The sequence below is a fragment of the Modestobacter lacusdianchii genome (assembly GCF_054177765.1).
In genome coordinates, this window is record NZ_JBJJTJ010000002.1 from 69220 (window position 1) to 92507 (window position 23288).

The 23288-nt window shown below is 74.5% G+C and carries 12 protein-coding genes and 1 pseudogene; 7 read left to right on the top strand and 6 right to left on the bottom strand.

Going from position 1 to position 23288, the window contains the following annotated elements:
• Window positions 1-20 precede the first annotated feature (20 nt).
• Window positions 21-2654 (bottom strand): diguanylate cyclase domain-containing protein, encoded by a 2634-nt coding sequence (locus ACJTNH_RS01870; protein WP_458172551.1) that lies wholly within the window; start codon window positions 2652-2654, stop codon window positions 21-23.
• Window positions 2651-5329, bottom strand: coding sequence for a putative bifunctional diguanylate cyclase/phosphodiesterase (locus tag ACJTNH_RS01875; protein WP_458172552.1), 2679 nt, complete (start codon window positions 5327-5329; stop codon window positions 2651-2653). Before ACJTNH_RS01875 ends, ACJTNH_RS01870 begins: the two co-directional genes overlap by 4 nt.
• Before the next feature lie 657 nt (window positions 5330-5986).
• Between ACJTNH_RS01875 and fdh the strand changes: the two are divergent.
• The 7 genes and pseudogenes from fdh (at window position 5987) to ACJTNH_RS01910 (ending at window position 17279) form a co-directional block, all read left to right on the top strand.
• Window positions 5987-9361, top strand: a pseudogene (fdh, locus tag ACJTNH_RS01880) (formate dehydrogenase).
• 22 nt (window positions 9362-9383) lie between these two features.
• Window positions 9384-10451 carry a 4Fe-4S dicluster domain-containing protein gene (locus tag ACJTNH_RS01885; RefSeq protein ID WP_458172553.1) on the top strand — a complete coding sequence of 356 codons (1068 nt, stop codon included), beginning with the start codon at window positions 9384-9386 and terminating at the stop codon, window positions 10449-10451.
• A gap of 82 nt (window positions 10452-10533) precedes the next feature.
• On the top strand, window positions 10534-11718 hold the full coding sequence (nrfD, locus tag ACJTNH_RS01890) for an NrfD/PsrC family molybdoenzyme membrane anchor subunit (RefSeq protein ID WP_458172554.1): 1185 nt from the start codon (window positions 10534-10536) through the stop codon (window positions 11716-11718).
• Window positions 11719-12229: 511 nt separating this feature from the next.
• A complete protein-coding gene (locus ACJTNH_RS01895; protein WP_458172555.1) occupies window positions 12230-13423 on the top strand; it encodes a hypothetical protein in 1194 nt (397 codons plus the stop codon).
• A 113-nt stretch (window positions 13424-13536) separates the two neighbouring features.
• A complete protein-coding gene (locus tag ACJTNH_RS01900) occupies window positions 13537-15672 on the top strand; it encodes a serine/threonine protein kinase (protein WP_458172556.1) in 2136 nt (711 codons plus the stop codon).
• Window positions 15673-15675: 3 nt separating this feature from the next.
• Window positions 15676-15897, top strand: coding sequence for a hypothetical protein (locus ACJTNH_RS01905; protein WP_458172557.1), 222 nt, complete (start codon window positions 15676-15678; stop codon window positions 15895-15897).
• Window positions 15898-15938: 41 nt separating this feature from the next.
• Window positions 15939-17279, top strand: a complete 1341-nt coding sequence (locus ACJTNH_RS01910) for a glycosyltransferase family 2 protein (protein WP_458172558.1) — start codon at window positions 15939-15941, stop codon at window positions 17277-17279.
• Between the two features lie 44 nt (window positions 17280-17323).
• Here the strand turns inward: ACJTNH_RS01910 and ACJTNH_RS01915 are convergent, their stop codons facing one another.
• From ACJTNH_RS01915 to ACJTNH_RS01930, 4 genes are all read right to left on the bottom strand, one after another.
• Window positions 17324-20290: an acetoacetate--CoA ligase gene (locus ACJTNH_RS01915; RefSeq protein WP_458172559.1), complete on the bottom strand. Its 2967-nt coding sequence runs from the start codon at window positions 20288-20290 to the stop codon at window positions 17324-17326.
• On the bottom strand, window positions 20287-20979 hold the full coding sequence (locus ACJTNH_RS01920) for a 4'-phosphopantetheinyl transferase family protein (protein ID WP_458172560.1): 693 nt from the start codon (window positions 20977-20979) through the stop codon (window positions 20287-20289). The genes ACJTNH_RS01915 and ACJTNH_RS01920 overlap by 4 nt, the downstream gene beginning before the upstream one ends.
• Complete coding sequence (locus tag ACJTNH_RS01925) at window positions 20976-21974, bottom strand: glycosyltransferase family 2 protein (RefSeq protein ID WP_458172562.1); 999 nt, start codon at window positions 21972-21974, stop codon at window positions 20976-20978. The genes ACJTNH_RS01920 and ACJTNH_RS01925 overlap by 4 nt, the downstream gene beginning before the upstream one ends.
• A gap of 122 nt (window positions 21975-22096) precedes the next feature.
• A complete protein-coding gene (locus ACJTNH_RS01930) occupies window positions 22097-22930 on the bottom strand; it encodes a glycosyltransferase family 2 protein (protein WP_458172563.1) in 834 nt (277 codons plus the stop codon).
• Between the last annotated feature and the right edge of the window lie 358 nt (window positions 22931-23288).

Sequence of the window (23288 nt, forward strand, 5' to 3'; positions counted from 1 at the left end):
CGGCGGACACGGGTGCCCGGTCACGACACCCCGGCGTGCGGCCGCGCCGCCGGGAGCGGCGCCACGACCGCCGAGGACGGGTGCCGCAGCAGGGCGGCGGCCTGCGCGGCGGTCAGCCCGCTCGGCAGTATCGGGCCCGCGACGGCGACCTCGCCCTGCACGCGCAGGTCGTGGAGCAGCTGCGAGGAGGCGATCTCCTTCGCCACGGTGGAGACCTCGAAGCCGCGGGCGCTGCGGCCGATCGCGCCGAGCAGCTCCAGCGTGCGGTCGCGGTCGCCGCCGGCGGACAGGGTGCGGACGTCGACCATGACCACCTCCAGCGGCAGCCGGGCGAGCTGGGACCACAGGGTGGAGCCCATGCCGTAGTCGTCCAGCCCGATCCGGACGCCGGTGCGGTGGACGGTGTGCAACGCCGGGATGAGGGCGGCGGAGGAGGTCTGCAGCACCTCCTCGGTGACGAAGAGGGTGAGCCGGTGCGGCGCCAGCGCGGCGGCGGCCAGCGCGTCGGCCACCTCGCCGGGCAGCTCGTCGGCGTGCACCAGCCCGGCGGGCAGGTCGACGGCGACCAGCAGCTGGTCGTCCAGCTCGGCCACGTCGGCGCAGGCCCGGGCGATCAGCCACCGCTGCAGGGCCGCGGTCTGCCCCTGGCGCTCGGCGGCGGCCCACAGCTCGGCCGCGGGCAGCACGCCGAGCTCGGGGTGCACCCAGACGGGCTGGGCGTGCAGCGCGGCCAAGATCCCGGTGTCGCCGTTGGCGATGGTGTCGAAGCGGAGCTGGACGTCGCCGTCGGCGAGGGCGGCCGCGACGGAGCTGCTGGCCGCGGCCTGGGCGACCCGGTCCTCGGTGTGCATCCGCCAGCACCCCTTGCCGGCCTCCTTCGCGGCCCGCAGGGCGGCGTCGGCCTGGCGGAAGGCGAGCTGCCCGCCCCCGGGGTGCACCCGGCACAGGCCCACGCTGGCGCCGACGCCGAAGGTGCGGTCGCCGACCCGGTAGGGGCGGGCGAGCACGTCCACCACCCGCTGGGCGGCCTCGGTGGCGGCGTCCTCCGCGCCGGACAGCAGCACGGCGAACTCGTCGCCGCCGAGCCGGGCGACCAGGTCGTCGGCGCGCACCAGGCCGCCCAGGCGCCGGGCCACCTCGACGAGCAGCAGGTCACCGGACTCGTGGCCGGCGGAGTCGTTGACGGCCTTGAAGCCGTCCAGGTCGAGCACCAGCAGGGACCGGTCACCGGCGGCCGGCGCCGCCATCTCGCGGAAGAGCATCGCCCGGTTGGGCAGCCGGGTGAGGTGGTCGGTGAAGGCCATCCGCTCCAGCTCGCGCTCGCGTCGCCGGCGGGTGGTGGCGTCGCGCAGGTGCAGCACCCGCCGGCCGCTGCCGGGCCGCTCGTGGTGGGTGACCTCCAGTTCCCGGGGCTCGGCGCCGGGAACGGGGACGCGCAGGTGCACGGCCTGGGCGGCCGGGCCGGCGGGGCCGCTGAGCTCGGCCCGCACCCGCTCGCGGTCCTCCTCGACCAGGAGGTGCAGCAGCACCGGGTGCCGGTCGCCGCCGCGGACGAGCCCGAGCAGGGTGCGGGCGGCGGGGGAGGTGAACTCCAGCCGCAGGTCGGTGTCGACGATCGCCACGCCGTCGGAGCTGGCCTCGACCAGCTCGCGGAAGTCCTCCTCGCTGCGCACGAGGTCGGCCTGGATGCGCCCGCTGTCCCGGATGCGCAGCACCAGCCGCAGCAGCAGCAGCCCGATGAGCGCGGCGGTGCAGGCCACCTCCCCGGTGCCGACGGGCAGGTCCAGCAGCAGGGCGAGCACCAGGGTGACCGGGACGCCGCCCAGCGCCAGCACGTCGACGGCCACCCCGGCGGTGTTGACCACCGGGGCGCTGCCGGCGTTGGCCGCGCCCGCGGCGCCGGCCAGCTGCACGGCCCGGACGCCGACCACGAGCGCGCCGGCGATCGCCACGTCACCGGTCGCGCTCCACAGCCCGCCGGGCCGCAGCACCTGGAGGGCGAGGCAGCTGGCGGCGACGCCGAGCAGGCCGGTCATCACGATCATGGCGGTGGCCGGACGGCGGACCGCGGCGGTGGAGACGGTGCACAACGCGCCGACCAGGCCTACGGCGACCGCCGGGTAGATGCCGTAGGCGAGCACCAGCGGCTTCAGTCCGGGGCTGATCGCGCCGGGGGCGAGCGCGGGGGAGAGCACCAGCACGTCGGCGACGATGACCAGGGCGACGGTCACCATCGCGCCGTCGACCACCAGGACCGGCCAGCGGGTGCCACGCACCCGGCCGCCGACCAGCGCGGCGCTCACCGTCGGGCCGAGCGCGGCGACCAGGACCAGGCACTCGCCGGTGCCGACCTGGCCGATGCTGCCGCCGACGCCGAACCCGCTGAGCAGGCCGGCCACGCCGAAGAGCAGCGCGCTCGCGCTGAGCACCAGCCACGGCAGCCGGTCCCGGCCGTGGAGCCGGCGGGTCAGCCGCCTGCCGTGCACCGCGGCCCACATGCCGGCGGCCGCGAGGACCAGGTCGTCCCACTGGGGGAGCGCGCCGGCCGGGCTGAGGGGCACGGTGACCGCGATGCCGGCCAGGGTGAGCAGCAGGGCCAGCAGCAGCGGCGACCGGACGGCGCGGCTGCGCGCGGACCTCGCGGGGTCGCTCACGAGGGCACCCCGTCGCCGTCCTCGCCGCGCCGGGGGGCGGGCAGGCCGACGGCGGTGGTGACGTCTGGGAGGCCGGGCAGCCGGGTGGGCAGCGCGGCGGCGTCGAGCGGGCGCGCCAGCAGGTAGCCCTGGATGAACCGGTGGCCCATGTCGCGCAGCAGCTGCAGCTCGGCCTCGGTCTCCACACCCTCGACGACCACGGCCAGGCCGAGGCTGGTGCCCAGGTGCAGCACCGAGCTGCACAGCGCCCGGCGCTGCGGGTCGGTCTCCACGTCGGCCAGGAACTGGCGGTCCATCTTGAGCACGTCGATCGGCAGCCCGACCAGGTAGGCCAGCGACGACCAGCCGGTGCCGAAGTCGTCGACGGCGATCCGCACGCCCAGCCGGCGCAGCGCCGCGAGGTCGTCGGTCACGTGGTCGTCGTCCAGCAGCACCGACTCGGTGATCTCCAGGACCAGCCGGGAGGCGCACAGGCCGCTGGACTCCAGTGCGGCCAGCACGTCGGCGACGAGCTCCCCGCTGCGCACGTGCCGGGCCGAGACGTTGACGGCGACGCCCAGCTCGGCGTGCGGCAGCGCGGCGACCGTGGCGGTGGCCTCGGCCAGCACCCAGCGGCCCAGCTCGGTGATCAGCGCCGACTCCTCGGCCAGCGGCACGAACTCGGCCGGGGAGACCTCCCCGTAGGTGGGGTGCCGCCAGCGCAGCAGCGCCTCGACCGAGACGGTGCGGTGCAGGGCCAGGTCGACGACGGGTTGGTAGGCCAGCCGGAGCTGGCCCTCGGCGAGGGCGTGGTCCAGGTCGGTGCGCAGCTGCTCCTCGCGGTCCTGGGTGATCCGCAGCGCGTCGGAGTGGCGGCGGACCCGGCCGGGGCCGGCGGCGCGGGCACTGCGCAGCGCCAGGTCGCCCCAGCGCAGCGCCTCACCCGGGTCGACGTCCGCGGGCAGCGGGGTGACGCCGGCCGCAGCGGTCAGCCGCAGCGTCCCGCCGGGGGTGGCGACCGGTTCGACGGCGGCGACCAGCCGGCCGGCGACCACCTCGGCGTCGGCGATCGTCCCGTCGACCAGGACGGCGAAGTCGCCGGTCCCGGCGCGGGCCAGCCAGTCGTCGCCGCGCAGCGCCCGGCTGAACCGGGTGGTCAGCTCGCGCAGCACGGCGACGTCCGCACCGCCGGGCAGCCCGTCGACGCCGAGCACGACCAGTGACGCGGGACGGGCGCCGGGTGCGCGCAGGGTCGCCGCGAGCCGCTGGGTGAGCGCGGACCGGTTGGGCAGGCCGGTGGCCGGGTCGGTGGTGCTGACGGCCAGGTCGGGCTCGGCCGGACCGGGTTCGTCGCGGCTGACGTCGCGGCAGTAGAGCACCAGCGCGCCCACGTCGGGGTCGCTGCGCAGGTCGCGCACCTGGGCCTGGATCAGCCGCCAGCGGCCGTCCTCGTGCTGCACCCGGGCCGTCCGGGTCTTGGTCGCGGTGGGGTCGGTGTCGTGGGTGCGCAGCGCGGCGACCAGCCCGGGGACGTCGTCCGGGTGGACGGCGGAGGTGAGCGGCCCGCCCACGACGTCCTGCGGGTCCATCCCGAGCAGGTCGGTGATCGCGGGGGAGACCCACTGCACGTCGAGCCGGTCGTCGAGGATCAGCACCGTGTCGGCGTTGCTGCGCACCAGCGTGCGGAACCACGCCTCGCTGCGCTGCAGGTCGGCGGTCAGCCGCAGCTGGGTGCGCCAGCTGACCGTCTGGTGGGCGACCAGCAGGCCCAGCCCGACCACGCCCAGGCCGCTGCCGAAGACGGTGAGCCCGCCGGTGATCGGCACGCTGATCAGCAGCAGGGTGCCGCCGGCCATCGCGGTGGCGTGCGGGAGCAGCGCGCCGAACGTGGACGCGGTGGGCAGCTGCAGCTCGGGCTGACCGTCCCCGGCCGGCAGGTCGACGCGGCAGGCCACGGTGACCAGGCCGAGCCCGAGCACGCTGGCCCCGCAGGCCAGGTACTGGGCCGGCTGGGGTCCGGAGGTGGCGGCGGCGAGCGCACCGGCGGTGGACGCGACGCACTGGGCGGCGAAGACCAGGCCGGCGACGCGCCGCCCGGCGGCCCGGGACACCGACATCATCAGCAGCGAGCAGCCGGTGGCCAGCCCGATGCTGAGCATGAGCGCGAAGAAGACGACCGTCTGCGACAGGGAGAACACGCCCCGGTCGGCGATGGTCAGGTGGTAGACGGTGTGCACCACGAGCAGGTCGGCGACGACGAAGAGGGCCAGCGAGGTCGCCAGCTGGCTGCGGGCCGCCCGCAGCGCCCGGCGGTCGAACATCATCGAGATGGCCAGCACGATGAGCAGCTGCCCGGGGATGCTGCCCAGTGCGGTCTGGCCCCAGGGCATGAGCACGGCGGCGCCCGCGGCGCCCCCGCCACCGACGGCCACCGCCAGCGCGTAGCAGCGCCAGCCGGCCGGGTGGGCCGTGCGCCGGGCCGAGCGGGCGATGACGACGGTCGCGCCGACGATCACCAGGAGGTTCAGCGCGACGGGCAGCAGTTCGCCGCCCGAGGGGCCGAGCCCGGAGACGGTGGTCAGAGCGGCGAGGGCCAGCACGAGGAGCAGCTGACGGCCGATGGCGACGGGGGCCGTGCCGCCCGTCGCCGGTGCGGCTCCGGCCCGCGCCGGTGCGGCGAGGACTCCAGAGGTCACCGGTCAGTTGTCGGGACGGCACCGTCCGGGCTGGACTCCTGTGGCGCGGCCCTCACCCCAAGGAGAGGGGTGGCCGCGCCCCGCTACCAGCGCAGCGGGTTGGTCAGCCGGGAGTCCGCCGTCCGGCAGGCGCGGCAGTGGCCCCAGGTGACGATCCGCTGCGGGCTGCTGGGCTCGCCGCACTCGGGGCAGTCGACCGTCGACGGCGAGGTCTCCCCGGCCTCGAGGACCTGCTGCGCGCGCTGGGCGTGCAGCTGTTCGTCGCCGGCGCAGGGGCAGGCGTGCTGGGCGTCCGGGCAGCTTGCAGGGCGGGTCGAGATGATGCGCCTCCTGGGTGTCCCGGGCGACGCTACTGGCCGGCGGCCTCCCGCGGGGCCGGACGGCGCACCGTCCGCCGTCCGCTGTCCGCTGTCCGCCGTCCGCCGTCCGCCGCCGTCCGCCGCCGTCCGCGGCGCGGGTTGACCCGGTCCAGCAGGGGTTGAGCCGTGTGCTGACGCGGCTCAGCCCCTGCTGGCGCGGGTTGACCCGCCTCCGCGCCGGGCCGGGCGGCCGGCGAGGTGGTCGGTCGGGTGGGCGGTCATGACGGTCTCGTGTCGACCCGACTCGCTGGGGGAGCCGGACGGGCGTGGTCGGCCGTCGGGTGGCAAGCTCGTCGGCGTGAAGACGTGGCTCGACGCGTGGCCGGTGTTCCGGCAGCTCACTGGATCCGATCCGCTCGGCCGGGGCCATGCTGCCCGCAGCAAGGCCACCGAGCAGGTGGTCAGCCGCACGGCCACGGCCGACCGGGTGGCGAAGTCGGTCTGCCCGTACTGCGCGGTGGGCTGCGGTCAGCGGGTGTTCGTCAAGGACGAGCAGGTCGTGCAGATCGAGGGCGACCCCGACTCGCCGATCAGCCGCGGCCGGCTGTGCCCGAAGGGCAGCGCCAGCAAGCAGCTGGTCACCAGCCCGACCCGGGTCACCACGGTCAAGTACCGCCGTCCGTACGCCACGGACTGGGAGGACCTCGACCTGGACACGGCGATGGAGATGATCGCCGACCGGGTGCTCGCGGCCCGGGAGAAGGGCTGGCAGGCCGAGGACGCCGGCAAGCGCGTCAACCGCACCATGGGCGTCGCCAGCCTCGGCGGGGCGACGCTGGACAACGAAGAGAACTACCTGATGAAGAAGCTGTACAGCGCCCTGGGCGCGGTGCAGATCGAGAACCAGGCCCGCATATAGCACTCGTCGACGGTCCCCGGTCTGGGGACCTCGTTCGGCCGTGGTGGCGCGACCAACTTCCTGGAAGACCTGGCGAACTCCGACTGCATCGTCATCGAGGGTTCGAACATGGCCGAGTGCCATCCGGTCGGGTTCCAGTGGGTGTCCGAGGCGAAGGCCAAGGGCGCCAAGATCATCCACATCGACCCGCGGTTCACCCGCACCAGCGCGATCGCCGACCTGCACGTCCCCATCCGGATGGGCACCGACATCGCCTTCCTGGGCGGGCTGATCAAGTACGTGCTGGACAACGACCTGTACTTCAAGGAGTACGTGGTCGCCTACACGAACGCCGCCGCCCTGGTCGGTGAGGACTTCGTCGACGCCGAGGACCTCGACGGCGTGTTCTCCGGCTTCGACCCCGAGACGGGCCAGTACGACGAGTCCAGCTGGCAGTACGAGGGTGCCGAGCAGGTCGCCGCCGCGGGGCAGCGCTCCCCGGGCCAGCCGGGCTACTCGGGCACCTACGAGGGCACCACGGAGGGCGACGAGGAGGAGACCGGCGAGGCCGACGACCCGCAGCGGGCCGCGGAGCAGGAGGCCAGCGACGACGACCCGTCGGTGAAGGCCTCCGACCGGGGGCAGGCCGCCGGCAGCGGCGGCCCGACGATCCCGGGCAAGCCGAAGCGCGACGAGACGCTGCAGCACCCGCGCACCGTCTTCCAGGTGCTCAAGCGGCACTTCGCCCGGTACACCCCGGAGATGGTCGCCGAGGTCACCGGCATCGAGCCCGCGGTGTTCGAGCAGGTCGCGAAGTGGGTGACCTCGAACAGCAACCGGGAGCGCACCACCGCGTGGGTGTACTCGGTGGGCTGGACGCAGCACAGCGTCGGCGCGCAGTACATCCGGACGGCGTCGATCCTGCAGACCTTGCTGGGCAACATGGGCCGCCCCGGCGGCGGCATCATGGCGCTGCGCGGGCACGCCTCGATCCAGGGCTCGACCGACGTCCCGACGCTGTTCAACCTGCTGCCCGGCTACCTGCCGATGCCGCACGCGATGCAGCACCACACGCTGGCCGACTACGTCGCCTCGAGCGCCGGCAAGGCCGGGTTCTGGGGCAACATGGACGCCTACATGACCAGCCTGCTGAAGGCCTGGTTCGGCGACGCGGCCCAGCCGGAGAACGACTTCGGGTTCGATTGGCTCCCGAAGATCAACGGCGACCACAGCTCCTACCGCACGATCGCCGACATGATCGCCGGCAAGGTGCACGGCTACTTCCTGGTCGGCGAGAACCCGTCGGTCGGCCACCCCAACGGCAAGATGAACCGCTTCGGGCTGGCCAACCTGGACTGGTTGGTGGTGCGCGACCTGCAGATGATCGAGTCGGCGACCTTCTGGAAGGAGGGCCCGGAGATCGAGTCGGGGGAGATGGCCCCCGAGACGATCGGCACCGAGGTCTTCTTCATGCCCGCGGCCACGCACGTGGAGAAGGAGGGCACCTTCACCCAGACGCAGCGGCTGCTGCAGTGGCGGGAGAAGGCGGTCGAGCCGCCGATGGACGCCCGCAGCGACCTGTGGTTCTTCTTCCACCTGGGCCGCATCCTGCGCGAGCGGCTGGCCGGGTCGACCGACCCGAAGGACCAGGCGCTGCAGGCCCTGACCTGGGACTACCCGACGATCGGGGAGACGCAGGACCCGGACGCCGAGGCGGTGCTGCGCGAGATCAACGGCGTCGGCCCCGACGGCAAGGCGCTGAGCTCCTACACCGAGATGAAGGCCGACGGGTCGACCAGCGGTGGCTGCTGGATCTACACCGGGGTCTACGCCGACGAGGTGAACCAGGCCGCCCGGCGCAAGTCGCACCGGGAGCAGGGCGCGGTCGCCTCCGAGTGGGGCTGGGCGTGGCCGGCCAACCGGCGGCTGCTCTACAACCGCGCCTCGGCCGACCCCGAGGGCAAGCCGTGGAGTGAGCGCAAGAAGTACGTGTGGTGGGACGAGGAGTCCGGCCGCTGGACCGGCGACGACGTCCCCGACTTCGAGGCGACCAAGCGGCCGGACTACCAGCCGCCGGAGGGGGCCAAGGCGCAGGACGCGATCTCCGGCGTCGACCCGTTCATCATGCAGGGCGACGGGAAGGCCTGGCTGTACGCGCCGGCCGGGCTGACCGACGGCCCGATGCCGACGCACTACGAGCCGGCCGAGTCGGTGGTGTCGAACGCCCTCTACGGCACGCAGTCCAACCCGACGATCGAGCGGATCGCCGGTCCGTGGAACCGGGAGAACCCCTCGCTCAGCGAGGTCTTCCCGTTCCAGGTGACGACCTACCGGCTGACCGAGCACCACACCGCCGGCGGGATGAGCCGCACGCTGCCCTACCTGTCGGAGCTCCAGCCGGAGTTCTTCGTGGAGGTCAGCCCGGAGCTGGCGGAGCTGCGCGGGCTGACCAACGGCGAGTTCGCCACCCTGGTCAGCGCCCGGTCGGCGATCGAGGCGAAGGTGCTGGTCACCGAGCGGATCCGGCCGATCAAGGTGGGCAAGGGGCAGGTCGTGCACCAGATCGGCATGCCGTACCACTGGTCGTACGCGGGTCTGTCGACCGGCGACAACGCCAACGACCTGCTGGGCATCGTGCTCGACGCCAACACCCACATCCAGGAGGACAAGGTCAGCACCGCCGACATCATCCCGGGGCGCCGGCCGCGCGGGCCGGAGCTGCTCGAGTTCGTCGAGGGCTACCGGATGCGGGCCGGCGTCGAGTCGGGCCGGGTCGGCATCAACGGCCGCGAGCCCGACGAGGACCCGAGCAAGATGGAAGAAGCGGGCGCGTGACACACGGGAAGCAGGGAACGCGATGACCGCGGTCAGCTCGGCGAGCCCGGGCCTGGAGGGTCCGGAGAGCAAGAACCGGCTGTTCGGGCCGCTGCCCGACGTGCAGGGCGAGGCCGGCTACGCCGAGGACCACCCGGCCCGGGTCGGGTTCTTCACCGACACCTCGGTCTGCATCGGCTGCAAGGCGTGCGAGGTGGCCTGCAAGGAGTGGAACACGCTCCCGATGGACGACTCGCACGGCACCAAGGACGCCATGGGCATGTCCGGGATGTCCTACGACAACACCGGCATGCTCGGCGCGAACTCCTGGCGGCACGTGGCCTTCATCGAGCAGAGCCGCGCGGTCGACCTGCCGATGCCGACCTTCGGGCGCCCCGGTGACGACCGCACGGACAGCGGCCTGCCGGTCAACCCGATCAGCCCGCAGGCCGACGGCCCGCTGAACGCGCAGACCAGCGTGCTCAACGCCGAGGCGCTGAGCGAGTACGACCCGCAGACCGGGCAGAGCGGCGGCGACAAGCAGATCCGCTGGCTGATGTCCTCCGACGTCTGCAAGCACTGCACGCACGCCGGCTGCCTGGACGTCTGCCCGACCGGTGCGCTGTTCCGCACCGAGTTCGGCACCGTCGTGGTGCAGGGCGACATCTGCAACGGCTGCGGCTACTGCGTGCCGGCCTGCCCCTACGGCGTCATCGACAAGCGCGAGGACGACGGCCGGGTCTTCAAGTGCACGATGTGCTACGACCGGCTGACCGACGGGCTGCAGCCGGCGTGCGCCACCGCGTGCCCGACCCAGTCGATCCAGTTCGGTGACCTCGACGAGCTGCAGGCCCGCGCCGACGCGCGGCTGGCCACGCTGAAGGGCCAGGGCGTGGAGAGCGCCCGGCTGTACGGCCGCGACGAGAACGACGGTGTCGGCGGCAACTCGGCGTTCTTCCTGCTGCTCGACGAGCCCGAGGTCTACGGCCTGCCGCCGGACCCGATCGTCACCACCCGCGACCTGCCCGCTATGTGGAAGGCCGCGGCCACCGGTGCGGCGATGATCGTCGGCATCATCGGCTCGGCGTTCCTGGGGAGGCGGCGGTCGTGACGGGCATCGTGGCGAACATGGCCGGTCCCGACGCACCATCACGTGCCGCCCAGTCGGCCGACATGGCCGGGGAGGGGTGGGCGTGAGCGAGCAGTCGACCGGGAACGAGCCGGCCGGCCGGGCGCCGGTCACGCCGGGCGCGGGCTGGCACCGCGCCGGTGGTGAGGACCTCACCCGCCCGCGGCGCAAGCGCCGCAAGGGCGGCGGGGGCTGGGGCGGTGGCAACCGCGAGGCGGCGATGGTGCCGGAGGCGGAGTTCAGCTCCTACTACGGCCGCCAGATCATCAAGACGCCGACCTGGAAGAACCCCGAGGTCCCGATCTACTTCTTCCTCGGTGGTGCCGCCGGCACGTCGTCGGTGATCGCGGCGCTGGCCGAGTTCACCGACCGGCCGAAGCTGGCGCGCAACGCCGAGTACGTGGCCGGGGCCGGTGCGCTGGCCTCGGTGGTGCTGCTGATCGACGACCTGGGCCGCCCCGAGCGCTTCCTGCACATGCTGCGGGTGTTCAAGGTGACCTCGCCGCTGTCGGTCGGCTCCTACATCCTGTCGCCGTTCAGCGCGCTCACCTCGGCCGCCGCGGCCTTCCGGCTGCTCGACCTCAAGCCGGTCATGGGGCTGGGCACCAAGGTGCTGCCGTTCCTGCCGAGGATCGCCGGGGCCATCCCGGTGCTGCGGAAGTCCTCCGCCGTGGGTGCCGCGGCCTTCGGTGGGCCGATGGCGACCTACACGGCGGTGCTGATCGCCAACACCGCGGTGCCCTCGTGGCACGCGCCCTACGACGAGCTGCCGTTCGTGTTCGCCGGCTCGGCGATGGCCGCCGGTGGCGGCATCACCATGGCGCTGACCCCGGTCGACGAGGCCGGCCCGTCGCGCAAGGTCGCCCTGGGCGGGGTGGCCCTGGAGCTGGCCGCGATGCACAAGGTCGAGAACGGCCACGGCATCGTCAGCGAGCCCTACCACGAGGGCAAGGCCGGCACGCTGCTCAAGGCGGCGAAGGCGGCCACGGTCAGCGGCGCCGCGATCACCGCACTGCTGGGCCGCAAGCGGTTCGGCGCGGTGGCCGGTGGTGTGCTGCTGGCCGCCGGCTCGCTCCTCACCCGCATGGGCGTGTTCGAGGCGGGCATGGCCAGCGCCAAGGACCCGAAGTACACGGTCGTCCCGCAGCGCGAGCGGATCGCCGCCCGCGAGGCCGGCCGGGGCGCCACGACCGACGGCACCGAGGGCAACGCCGTCGACGCGGGCGAGGCCAGCACCATCACCCGCTGACCCCCGCACGCGGCACGACACCGCCCCGGTCATCCGAACTCGGATGACCGGGGCGGTGTCGTGTGGTGGTGCTGTCCCACGCCGCAAGGCGTGGGACAGGTCAGTCCCTCTCCTACGTGGGTGACCGAGCGCGTACCCGCAGGAACGGCCGGCCCCGCCGGAGCGTCACCCCTCTGGGCGATTCCTGAGCCGGGATGGGTGCTCTGAGGTCCCAGCGCACCTGGATCGACCGGATACTTGCCTGCGATCGGGTGGGGGACCGACCCCTCCCACGCGGGGAGCCGACGAGTTCGGCGTGAGCGTCCGCGGCACTCGAACGGAGGACCATGGACGTCACGGCGACCCCGACCGGCTGCGCCGGGAGCACCTGGGTCCAGCGACCGCTGGCCGACTGTGGAGAGATCGCTTGACCTCCGCGACCACCCGACCGGTGGCATCTCGTCGTGTCGATGTCCGCGATCGCCTGTGGCGGGGGATCCAGACGGTCTGCGTGCTCAGCGGACTCGATCCGGTGATCGACGCAGCGTCGGTGCGTGCCGCGCTGTTGCGCCTGCACGCCGACACCCCGTCGGCCCGGGCGCTGTGCCGGTTCGATGGGGACTCCGGGCGGTGGGCCCCGGTTCCGGCGGAGGAGATGGCGGACTGGCTGCGTCGCCTGGTCGTCGATGCCCGCGGGCGCGAGCCTCGCGCACCGGCGGACGTGGCGGAGCAGCTGTTGCGCGAGCCGTGCGACGAGCGACCCTTCGTCGTCACGGTGGGTGACGGCTGGCAGGCCTGGCAGGTGCACCACGTGCTCGGTGACGGCACCTTCGCCGTGGCGGATCTCATCCCTGGGTTGCTGCGTGCGTCCGCCGACGCCGGCGTGCCGACCGGGCTGGGGCAGGTGGACTCCGCCCTGGCGCGACCGCTGCTCCGAGCGAGCTGGGACACCCTGGTCCGGGAGCCGCAGTGGCAGACCTGGCGCACCGCGCTGTCCCGGGTGAGCCGACGCCGGGGCCGAGCTGCTCGCGAGGGCATTGGTCGACCGGCGTCCGAGCTGGGGCTGGTGGTCGCCCATGGTGCGCCGGACTCGGTGGCCCTGCTGCGGGAGTGGGCCGAGGTGCACCACCCCGGCGTGTCGGTGGCCGTGCTCATGATGGCCGCTGCGCGCATCGCGCTGGAGGAGCGCGGGGTCGTGAGCCCGACGACGGACAGCGTGGTCATGTACGACCTGCGCCGCTACCTCCCCCGCCGGTCGCACGTCGAGGGCAACTTCGCCGGCGCGCTGCGGCTGGAGGACCCGACGTGCCGGGACCCCCGCGCGATGGGTGACCAGATCCGGGGAGACGCGGCCCTTGGCCTGCCGTTCGTGTCGCTGCTGGCGGCGACGGCCGGGGAGACCCTCGCGCCGGCGGTCGGGTTCGCCGGACGGTTCCGGCCGGAGCGCCCGTCGGCCGGCCCGGTCGTGCTGACGCACCTGGGCTCGGCGAGCCCGCTCCGAAGGCTCCCCTGGGACCCCCGGGCGGCGCAGCGCGGCGTGATCACTGCTGCTGCGCCCGCCGCGCTGGCCGGCGTCACCGCCACGACCAGCGAGTGGGACCGGACCCTCCAGGTGGCCATCTCCTTCGGCGGGTCGGTGGCGTCGCGCGACGCCGTCGCCGCCGCTGCCGACGACCTCGTCCACCGGCCCTGGGACCTGCTGGCCACCACGGGGGCGCCGCGGTGAACGGCCTGACGACGGACCGGGACCGCACGGAGGACCGTCCGGCTCCCATCGAGGCCCCGGGCACCGCAGCCGGCTGGTCGGCCGCGCGTGCCGCGCTGTGGACGAGCGTGGTCGTGGCGATCACGGCACCCCTGGTCGCTGCCCTCGACCTCGCGGTCCCCGGCCGCACGCTGCTGGCGCTGGCTTTCGTGCTGATGGTGCCCGGTGTCCCGCTGGCCGCGCTGCTCCGCGTGCCGAACGCCCTGCTCAGCGCCTCGCTGGCGGTGGGCCTGAGCATCTCGGTGCTGCTGCTGACCTCGGCTGCGCAGGTGCTGTTCGGCTGGTGGCACCCGACCGCCACCGCGGCGTCGGTCGGGCTGCTGTCCGTGGTCACGGCCGCGGTCGCCCTCGAGCGGATCCCGGGCAGCGGTCCTGGGGTGTCCGCCACTCTCGCCGCCGGCGGCGTCGCCGTCCGGCGGTGGACCCAGGGCGCGGGACGTCCTGGTGCCGCGGGCAGAACGGACCGCTCCGACCGGAGCTCGTGGACCCGCCCGGCGTCGGTCGCGCTGCTGCTGGTCGCCGCCGCGTCGTGGTGGGTCGCCACCCGCCAGGTGGACCTGGACGAGGCCGGGGCGCTCGGGGTGATCGGGGTCGTGGGCCCGCTCTACATCGCCGCCCTCGTGCTGGTGGCCGTCGTCGGGGCCGTCCAGCTGACCCGCCGCACCCTGGACGGGCCGGTCCTGGCCGCCACCGCCGTCGTCCTGACCGTGGTCGTCTTCGGCTTCTCCAACGTCGCCGACGGCCAGGCGGGGGTGTCGGTCGGCTGGCTGCACGTCGGCTTCAGCCGGTTCATCACGGAGAACCAGGCGTCCTTCGTGGGGCTGGACGCCCGGGCCTACTGGCCGAGCTTCTTCGCCGCGGGTGCCGCGCTCGTGCGGCTCGCCGGGGTGGACGACGCCGCCACCTTCCTCTCCCTGGCGCCGGTCTTCTACAACCTCGCCGCCATCGCCCCGTTGCTCGTCATCGCCCGGTGCGTCACCCGTTCGCGCCGGCTGGCCTGGGCGTCGGTCTTCGTCTACCTGGGCGGCAACTGGTTCCAGCAGGACTACTTCTCGCCGCAGGCCACCGCGCTGCTCCTCTACCTGGTGGTCATCGCCGTCCTCCTGTGGATGCTCAGCCGCGCGGGGACGCCGCCGACGACGGGTTCCTGGTGGACCCGGGCTTGGCAGGCGGCCCGGCGCCGTCCGGCGCTCCCCCCGGGTGTCTCGCCGCAGCAGTCCGCAGTGTGGGAGCTGGCGCTCCTGGTCCTGGCCATGGCCGTGGTCGTCTCCCACCAGCTGACCCCGGTGACCCTGGTCTTCGCCCTGCTGACCTTCACGGTCTCCGGGCACACGCAGTACCGCCGGCTGTGGCTCGTGGTCTCGCTCTTCTTCCTCGCCTGGTTCGTCTACGGCGCGACGGACTACTGGGTGGGTCACCTCGGCACGGTGTTGGGTGATCTCGGCAATCCGGGCGGCAACCTCGACACCGCCGTCGGGTCCCGCGTGAGCGGCGACCCGACCTACCAGGTGATGCAGAACCTCCGGATGGGCTGGTCGCTGCTCTACGGTCTGGCGGCCGTGGCCGGCTGGTGGACCATCCGGCACCGCCGGGAGGCGGTGCCCGTCGCGGGTCTCGCCCTCGGCTCCGGTGCCCTGGTCCTGCTGGGCAGCTACGGCGGGGAGGTCGTGCTGCGGGTCTTCGTCTTCGCCGCCCCGGTGCTCGCCCCGCTCGCGGTGCTGGCGGTGCGGCGCGGGGCAGCCCCGGTGCTCCGCCGTCCCGGCCGGGTACGGCTGGTCGCGGTCGCGGCCGGGCTGCTCGTCCTCGCGCTGGGCGTCACCACCACCCGGGGGGTCAACGTGGCCTTCGAACGGGTCACCGACGACGACCTCGCCGCGGCCGCCGCGATCTACGACCGGGTCCAGCTCGGTGACGTCGTCGGCACCCTCGCCGCGACCGGGGCGCTCGGCCGGGAGCACGTGGGCGAGTGGCTGCCACTGGACATGTCCGAGGCCGGCTGCGGACTCGAGGCACTCGCCTGCGCGCTGGCCGAGCAGCCGGAGTTCATCGTGGTCAGCCGGACCCAGGACGTGGTCGGCCAGCTGACCGCCGACCGGCCGGCGGGGTGGACGACGGAGGTCGCGGACGCGTTGGTCGATCGTGGTCTCTACCAGGTGGTCTACCAGGGCACCGACGCGACGGCCCTGCAGCTCGTGGAACAGGAGGGCTGACCGGTGCTGGATGCGCTCGCGAGCTGGGTGGGGGTCACGGTCTTCCTGCTGGCCGGGCTGCTCGCCCTGGGCCTCGAGGTCCGCGACCAGGTCCTGCGCGCCGGCCCTGCTCCCGACGTCGTCCCGGAGCGGCGACGGTCGCCCGTGCTGGGCTGGCTCCTCGTGCTGCTGGTCGGCGCCGCACTGGCCGCGGTGGCGGTCCGGTTCGCCGTCTACCTGGGCTGACCGGCCGCTCCCCGTCCCTGCACACCGATCGAGAGGCACCCATGTCCGACGAGTCCACCCCGGGCGCGACCACCGACGGCGCAGCCGGCGGCGGCACCTGGTGCTGTGAGCTGGAGCTGTCGGCAGAGCCGGCGCTGCGCGCGGTCCTGCCACTGCGCGAGGAGAGCGCCGCCCGGGTCCTCGTCCGGCTGCACGGCGCACCCCTGGGCTACGTGACCGTGCCGGTCGGGGACGCCGGGCCCGATGCCGGTGCGGTCGCCCGCGGGGCCCGCCGGCAGTTCGCCGATGCCGTCGCCGACCACCTGGCCGAGGACGGGCTGACCGCCCCGCTCGACCTGCCGCTCCCGGCCGCCGGGGGGCACTGCCCCGAGCTGGCCGAGTACGACGAGCTCGTCTCGGTGGTGGTCTGCACCCGGGACCGCAGCAACGTCCTGACCGGCTGCCTGTACCGGCTGGCCGCGCTGACCCACCCGCACCTGGAGATCGTCGTCGTCGACAACGCGCCGACGGACGACCGCACCCGCCGCCTCGTCGAGGCCGTCGCCGCCGAGGACCCCCGGTTCCGGTATGTCGTGGAGCCCCGGCCCGGACTGTCCTGCGCCCGCAACCGCGGCCTGGCTGAGGCTCGTGGTTCCGTCGTGGCCTACACCGACGACGACGTCGCCGTGGACCCGCGCTGGGTGCAGGGCCTGCTCCGGGGCTTCCGGCGCCAGGCGGACGTCGGCTGCGTGACCGGGCTGGTCTGCACCGCCGGCATCAGCAGCCGGGCCGAGGAGTACTTCGACGCCCGCACGTCCCTGTGGTCGACCCGGTGCGCACCCCAGCTGTTCGACCTGGCCGGCAACCGGCCGGCTGACCCGCTCTTCCCCTACGCGCCCGGTCTCTTCGGCACGGGGGCCAGCTTCGCGTTCGACCGCGAGGTGCTGCTCGGGCTCGGTGGTTTCGACGAGGCGCTGGGCGCGGGCACGCTGACCCGGGGCGGTGAGGACCTGGACGCCTTCGTCCGGGTGCTGCGCGCCGGCCACGCGATCGCCTACGAGCCGGCGGCCGTCGTGTGGCACCACCACCGGGCCGACGACGCCGCCCTGCTGCGGCAGCTGTTCGGCTACGGCACCGGGCTGGCGGCCTACCTGGCCAAGTGCCTGCTGGCGCGGGACACCCGCCGGGAGGTGCTCCGTCGCGTCCCCGCAGGTCTCGCCCGCGGCAGGGGGATCGCGGAGTCCACCACCGAGCGCCTCGGCGCGACAGCGGCCGCGCCGCGCGGCGCCGCTCGGCAGGAGCTGACCGGGCTCGTGGCCGGCTCGTTCCTGTACCTGCGTGCCCGGCGGGCGGCCCGGCGTTCCCCGGGCGTGCTGCCCGACCCGGTGGTGCTCGCCGGCTGACCTCCGGCCGGGTGCGCGGCGCGCACCCGGCCGGGACCGGGCGGCTACCGGCTGGCGGAGACCGCCGCCGAGAAACGGGTGGCCAGCACCTCGACGTACCGGGCGGCCAGGAGGTCGAAGTGGGCGCCCGGCACCGAGACCACGGTGAGATGCGGAGCGGCCGCACGCCACACCGACAGCAGGTTCCCGGCGACCGGGACCCGCCGGCGGGCCCGGAAGTAGGTGACCGGGCCGCCGTACGGCTGCAGCGCGTGCTGGTCGAACACCGCCTCGGAGTGGTCGAGCGCCTGGCGGTCCACCGGCCGGGTGGCCGGGCGGAACCGCTGCCGGAGCACCTCGCGGAGCGGGCGGTCGGCCAGGCCCGGCGCCACGGCGGCGAGCTGCCCCGCCAGGTCGTGCGCCCACCGGCGTCCGGGCGACATGCTCGCCCGCGGGGGCAGGACGTCGAGCAGCCCGAGGAACTCGACCGGCCTGCCCTGGTCCTCCAGCACGCGAGCCGTCTCGAAGGCGACCAGGCCGCCGAAGGAGAAGCCGGCCAGGTGCAGGGGCCCCGCCGGCGCGACCGCCGACAGTTCGGTGACGGCCGCGGCGGCCAGTTCGGCGATCGACCGCCGTCGCCCGTCGGCGTCGGTGAGCCGGGCGCACACCCCGTACACCGCCCCCACCCCGGTCAGGTGCTGGAGCAGCGGTCGGTACACGTCGACGTCCCCCCACGCGTCGTGGAGCAGGAACAGCGGCGGGGCCGTGGGGTCGCCTGTGGCGAGCTGCACGACGTGCGGCTGGTCGGCGCCGGCGCGCCGGACGGCGGCGGCCAGGCCGGCGACCGTCGGGTCGGCCAGGAACTGGTCCATCGACACCGCGGCCCCCAGCTCCAGGCGGAGCCGGCGCAGCAGGGTCATCGACTGGCGCGAGGTGCCGCCGAGGTCGAAGAAGCTGTCGATGCCCTGGTGCGGCACGACACCGAGCTCCCGCCACAGCCGCCGGACCGCTGCGGTGTGCTGGTGGGGGTCGGGGTCGGGCTCGGTGGGCGCCACCTGGTGGGCCTCGGCGGCGGCCATGGCCTCGGTGATGCCGGTCAGCGAGCCGGGGTTGCGCAACGCATCGACGTTGGCCACCCGGTCGCCGTTCACGGTGTCCCGCGCGGCCTTCTCCGAGACCTTCCCGCTGTGCGTCATCGGCACCGCCGGTACCGCCAGGACCACGGCCGGGACGTGGGCGGGGGAGGCCTGGCGTCGCAGCTCGTCGCGGATGGTCCGCTCCAGGGCCCCGTCCAGGACGGCGCCCGCGCGGAGCTCGACCAGCAGCACCAGCCGGGTGGCGCCGGGGACGGTGGGGTGCCGCTGCTCCACCGCGACGGCCTGGGCGACCTGGGGGACGGCGGTCCGGAGCACCCGGTAGACCTCCGAGGGCCCGATCCGGATGCCGTCGATGTTCAGCACGCCGTCCGAGCGGCCGTGCACCCGGGCCGTGCCGTCCGCGGCGAGGTCGACGACGTCCCCGTGGGTCCACACACCGGCGTGCTCGGCGTAGTAGGCGGTGTGCAGCCGGGCGCCGTCCGGGTCGGCCAGGAAGTGCACCGGCCGGGACGGGAACGGGGTGCGGCACACCAGCTCGCCGGGTTGCCCGAGCACCGGCCGGCCGGCCGGGTCGAGGGCCGCGACGTCCATGCCGAGGCTGATCGACTGGCTGCGGCCCCGCACCACGGGCAGTTCCGGGTGCCCGAGCACGAAGCAGCCGATGAGGTCGGTGCCGCCGCTGATGGACTGCAGCGGCAGCGGCCCGACGGCCTCGGCGAACCAGTCGAACTGCCAGTCGTGCAGCACGGACCCGGTGGACAGCACCGCGCGCAGGCGGTGCAGCGCGAACTCCTCGCCCGGGCGCAGGCCGAGGTCCTGAGAGAGCTGGAGCTGCGCCGGGCTGGTGCCGAACACGGTGACGCCCTCGTCGGCGACGAGCTGCCACAGCGTCTCGGGGCCGGTGACCGGGCCGTCGTAGAGCACCACGCGGGCACCGACCGCGAGCGCGGACAGCTGCCAGTTCCACATCATCCAGGCCGTGGTGGTGTGGAAGTAGAGCGTGTCCCGGGCGTCGAGGTCACCGTGCAGCCGGTGCTCCTTGACGTGCTCCAGCAGGGTGCCGCCGATGCCGTGCACCATCGCCTTGGGCGGGCCGGTGGTGCCGGAGGAGAACATCACGAACAACGGGTCGTTGAACGACAGGCGCGGCCACGGAGCCCGCGGCGTTCCTGGCCCGAGGTCGGCGAGGACGTCCTCCAGGCGCTGCACGCGGCGGCCGGGGACCTCGGGCAGCGGCAGGTCGTCCAGGACGAGCAGCGTGCCGGCCGTGGGCAGCCCGGTGAGCAGCTGGTCCAGCACGTCCCCGGGGGCACCGTCCCAGCCGGCCGGCGCGGCCGTGCGGTCGAGCAGCAGCACCGTGGGCGCCACCTGGGTGAAGCGGCCCAGCAGCGCGGCGGGCCCCATGTCCGGCATGCCCGAGGAGATGCTGGCGCCCACCGCGGCGGTGGCGAGCGCCGCGATCACGGTGCTGCCGTTGTTCGTGCCGACGACCACGGCACGGCCGCCGGCACCCAGCCCCAGCCCGGCCAGGGCGGTTGCGGTGTCGGCGACGGCGGCGCGGAGCTCACGCCGCGTCCACTGCTCGCGGCCGCCGTCAGCGTGCAGCGCGGTCAGCGCCGGCCGGTCGTCGTCCACGTCGGCCAGGGGGCGCAGCAGGTTCTCGGCGTAGTTGAGCCGGACGCCGGGGAAGAACACGGCCGACTCGACGTCGTCGCTGGTGCACACCTCGGCTGCGCTGCCCTCCCAGGCCAGCTGCGACCAGCTCAGGAAGGTCGCCCAGAAGTCGCGGAGATGCGCCACGGAGTCGGCGTGCAGGGCCGGCGCGTCTGCCAGGGGCCGGCCGGTGGCCCGGGCGAGCACGTCGCGGAACTCGGCGACCTGTGGGCGCGCGGGGAGCGGGTCGGTGGACGCCGGGCGCAGGGACGTCTGGCTCATCGGAGGGTCACCGTTCCTTCGGCAGCACGGGAGGGCGGGCCGTATGGGCGGACGGCGAGGGTCGCCACCCACCCCGCGGGCACGTCGAGCGGGTGGAGGTGCCAGTCGCCGACGGGGCCGTGACCGGACGGAGCGGCTGCGGTGTCCACGGTGCGCGGATCGACCCGCAGGCCTGTGCCGACGCCCTTGAGCACGGCTTCCTTGCCGGTCCACGCCCGGCTCAGCGCCGCCGCCCGACGGTCCGCGGGCAACTGCGCGAGCGCGGCCTGCTCGGCTGCGGTCAGCCAGTCCTCGGCGTCGGCGGTCGGGGTGGTCAGGCGTTCCACGTCGACGCCCATCCGGCAGTGCCGGGCCACGGCGACCAGGCCCAGGGCGCCGCTGGCGGAGCAGCCCAGGTCGACGTCCTGACCGGCGAGTGCGCCGGTGAGGCCGGGGCGACCGGGCGGCTCGGTGAGCGGGACGTCCGCGGCGGGCACCCCCAGCACCTCTCCGGCGAGCCGGCGGAGGGCGGCGCGGAGCAGCACCCGCCGGGTGCGCACCGCGGGCACCCCCCGGTCGGCGTGCGCCAGTTCGGCGGGGGTGAGGCAGGCGCGTGCGGCCTCCACGGCGGTGGGCGGGGCGTCGACGGTGAGCAGCCGCACCTGCACCTCCCAGTCCCGGACCGGTCCGGCCGGCGAGCGTCCGCTCATGCCGCCGGCCGGCCTCCGCGGGCGGCCAGCCGCACCCGGGCGGCGACGTAGGCGGTGCCGGTCAGCGCGGTGCCCTCGACCAGCGCCAGCACCCGGCCGGCGCCGGACAGGTCACCGCCGAGCACCTGACGCAGCCCGGTGATGACCGCGCGCGGCAGTGTCCGGCTCACGTAGCTCCGCTCGGCGGACAGTGCGGAGTCGGCGCCGGCGAGCTGGCTGACCAGGGCCTTGGACCGTCCCTCGGCGCGGCATCGGCGACGGAAGTAGGCGCGGGTCACCCGGTCGGGCGTCACGGTGTGCCGGCACCCGGCGGTGGGCTGCAGCAGGATGCGCGCGCCCTGCTGCTCACGGCTGGCGCGGATGGAGAACTCGGTCTCCTCGCAGCCCGCCGCGTCCTTGCCCAGCCGGCCCATGTCCGGGTCGAACCCGCCACTGCGGTCGAACACCGAGCGGCGGAAGGCCATGTTGGCCCCGATCGGGTTGCGGATCTCGGACTGGGTCTCGGGCAGCCCGGTGTAGCTGCAGCCCACGACCCAGAGGAACTCCTCGGGGAACCAGCTCGGCCGCGGGGCCCGCCAGTTCGGCGTCACGTGGCCGCCGACGCCGATCACGTCCGGCGCGGTGAAGGCCTCCAGCAGCCGCTCCACCCAATCGGGATCGGCGGTCGCGTCGTCGTCGAGGAACGCCACGACGTCGCCGGTGGCGGTGGCGACCCCGGTGTTGCGGGCGTCGGACAGGCCACGGGCTCCGCCGTTGGCCAGGCAGGTCACGTCGGGGAAGGCGCTCCGGGCCCGCTCGAGCAGTTCCGGGTTGTGATCGCTGACCAGCAGCACCTGTGCGGGCGGGCGGGTCTGCCGGCGGAGGCTCTCGACGGCGGCGACGATGTCGTCCCAGCGCTCGAGCGTGTACGCGCAGATGACCACGCTCATGCTCAGCTCGTCGGGTCGGGAGCCGCTCTCCGGCCGTGTGGTCCGGGTGCCCGGTGCAGTGGTCACCGACGTCCTCTCGTGTGGTGTCCGGACGTGATCCGGGAGGCCGCAGCGTATCGGCGCACGCACCTCGCTGACCTGCGCTCTCACCCGTCCGGGGCAGCCCCGGACGGGTGTCGCCGGACCGCTCAGGCGGTCTGGGACAGCTCGGTGCGGGGCGTGGGGAGGGTGGCGGGGGGCATGCGGCGGATGGCGGCGGCCTGGGTGGCGCCGGTGCCGTTGAGGCGTTCGATGAGCAGGGCGCGCAGGACGCGGAGGCCGTCGCGCCAGGTGTTGAGGTTGCTGGTGCCGAAGCGGCGGTCGTACTCGTAGCTGGGGACCTCGACGATGTGCAGGCCGGCCTTGGCGACGCGGGTGTTGATGATGGTCTCGATCTCGAAGCCGTCGCCCCAGAGCTTGTGCTGGGCGGTGCGGTCGTTGGCGTCGAGGGCCAGGACGTCCAGGCAGCGGGTCCAGAAGGCGTTGTAGCCGTAGCAGAGGTCGGTGTAGCGGGTGCCGAAGAGGAGGTTGGCGGCGCGGTTGAGCCAGCGGTTGCCCCAGGCGCGGATGGGGGTGATGTCGGAGCTGCCGCCGCCGTTGGCGAAGCGGGTGCCCTTGGCGAAGTCGGCGCCGTTGGTGAGGGCTGCGACGTAGTCGGGGATCTCGCGGGGGTCGGCGGAGCCGTCGGCGTCGAGCATGACGATGATGTCGCCGGTGACGGCGGCGAAGCCGCAGGCCATGGCGTTGCCCTTGCCGCGCCGGTTCTGCAGGACGATCTTGACGTCGGGGCGCAGGGCGCGGGCGACGTCGATGGTGTCGTCGATGCTGCAGCCGTCGACGACGATGACCTCGTGGACGTCGGCGGGGAGCAGGGCGAAGACGTGGGGGAGGTTCTTGGCCTCGTTGTAGGTGGGGATGACCACGCTGACCTGGGGGCTGGTGGTGGTGCTGGCGAACAGCGCGGTGGGGGTGCGGCGGGGCATGGATCTGTCCTCTCGGGGGGGACGGGTCCGGTTTCGCCTCTGCTCTCCGCCGGGCTGTGGCGACCAATGTGCGCCCGGCGGGTCAACGCTCACCCGTACAAGTGGCCTGGGGCCGGTCCTCCTCGTCGCGGTCACTCACGGTCGCCGCATGGGGTGAGGCCGGACCGGGATCGCCACGCCGAGGTGAAGTGGATCGGCTTCTCAGTGACTGTGCGTCACCTTGGTACGGGTCGGCTCGGGCCGAGGGGAACTCGGCTTCCCCTGCTCGGGTGAGCGGACGACGCCAGGTTCGATCGGACGGGTGAGCGGCCGGGGCCGGCCCCGTGGCGCCCCTCCCGGGGGCCCGGCCCGGCCGCCC

Bases quoted from the DNA above. Each gene is read 5' to 3' on its own strand.
- ACJTNH_RS01930 (WP_458172563.1), bottom strand. From the start codon at position 22,930: ATGCCCCGCCGCACCCCCACCGCGCTGTTCGCCAGCACCACCACCAGC.
- ACJTNH_RS01885 (WP_458172553.1), top strand. From the start codon at position 9,384: ATGACCGCGGTCAGCTCGGCGAGCCCGGGCCTGGAGGGTCCGGAGAGC.
- ACJTNH_RS01920 (WP_458172560.1), bottom strand. From the start codon at position 20,979: ATGAGCGGACGCTCGCCGGCCGGACCGGTCCGGGACTGGGAGGTGCAG.
- ACJTNH_RS01915 (WP_458172559.1), bottom strand. From the start codon at position 20,290: ATGAGCCAGACGTCCCTGCGCCCGGCGTCCACCGACCCGCTCCCCGCG.
- ACJTNH_RS01910 (WP_458172558.1), top strand. From the start codon at position 15,939: ATGTCCGACGAGTCCACCCCGGGCGCGACCACCGACGGCGCAGCCGGC.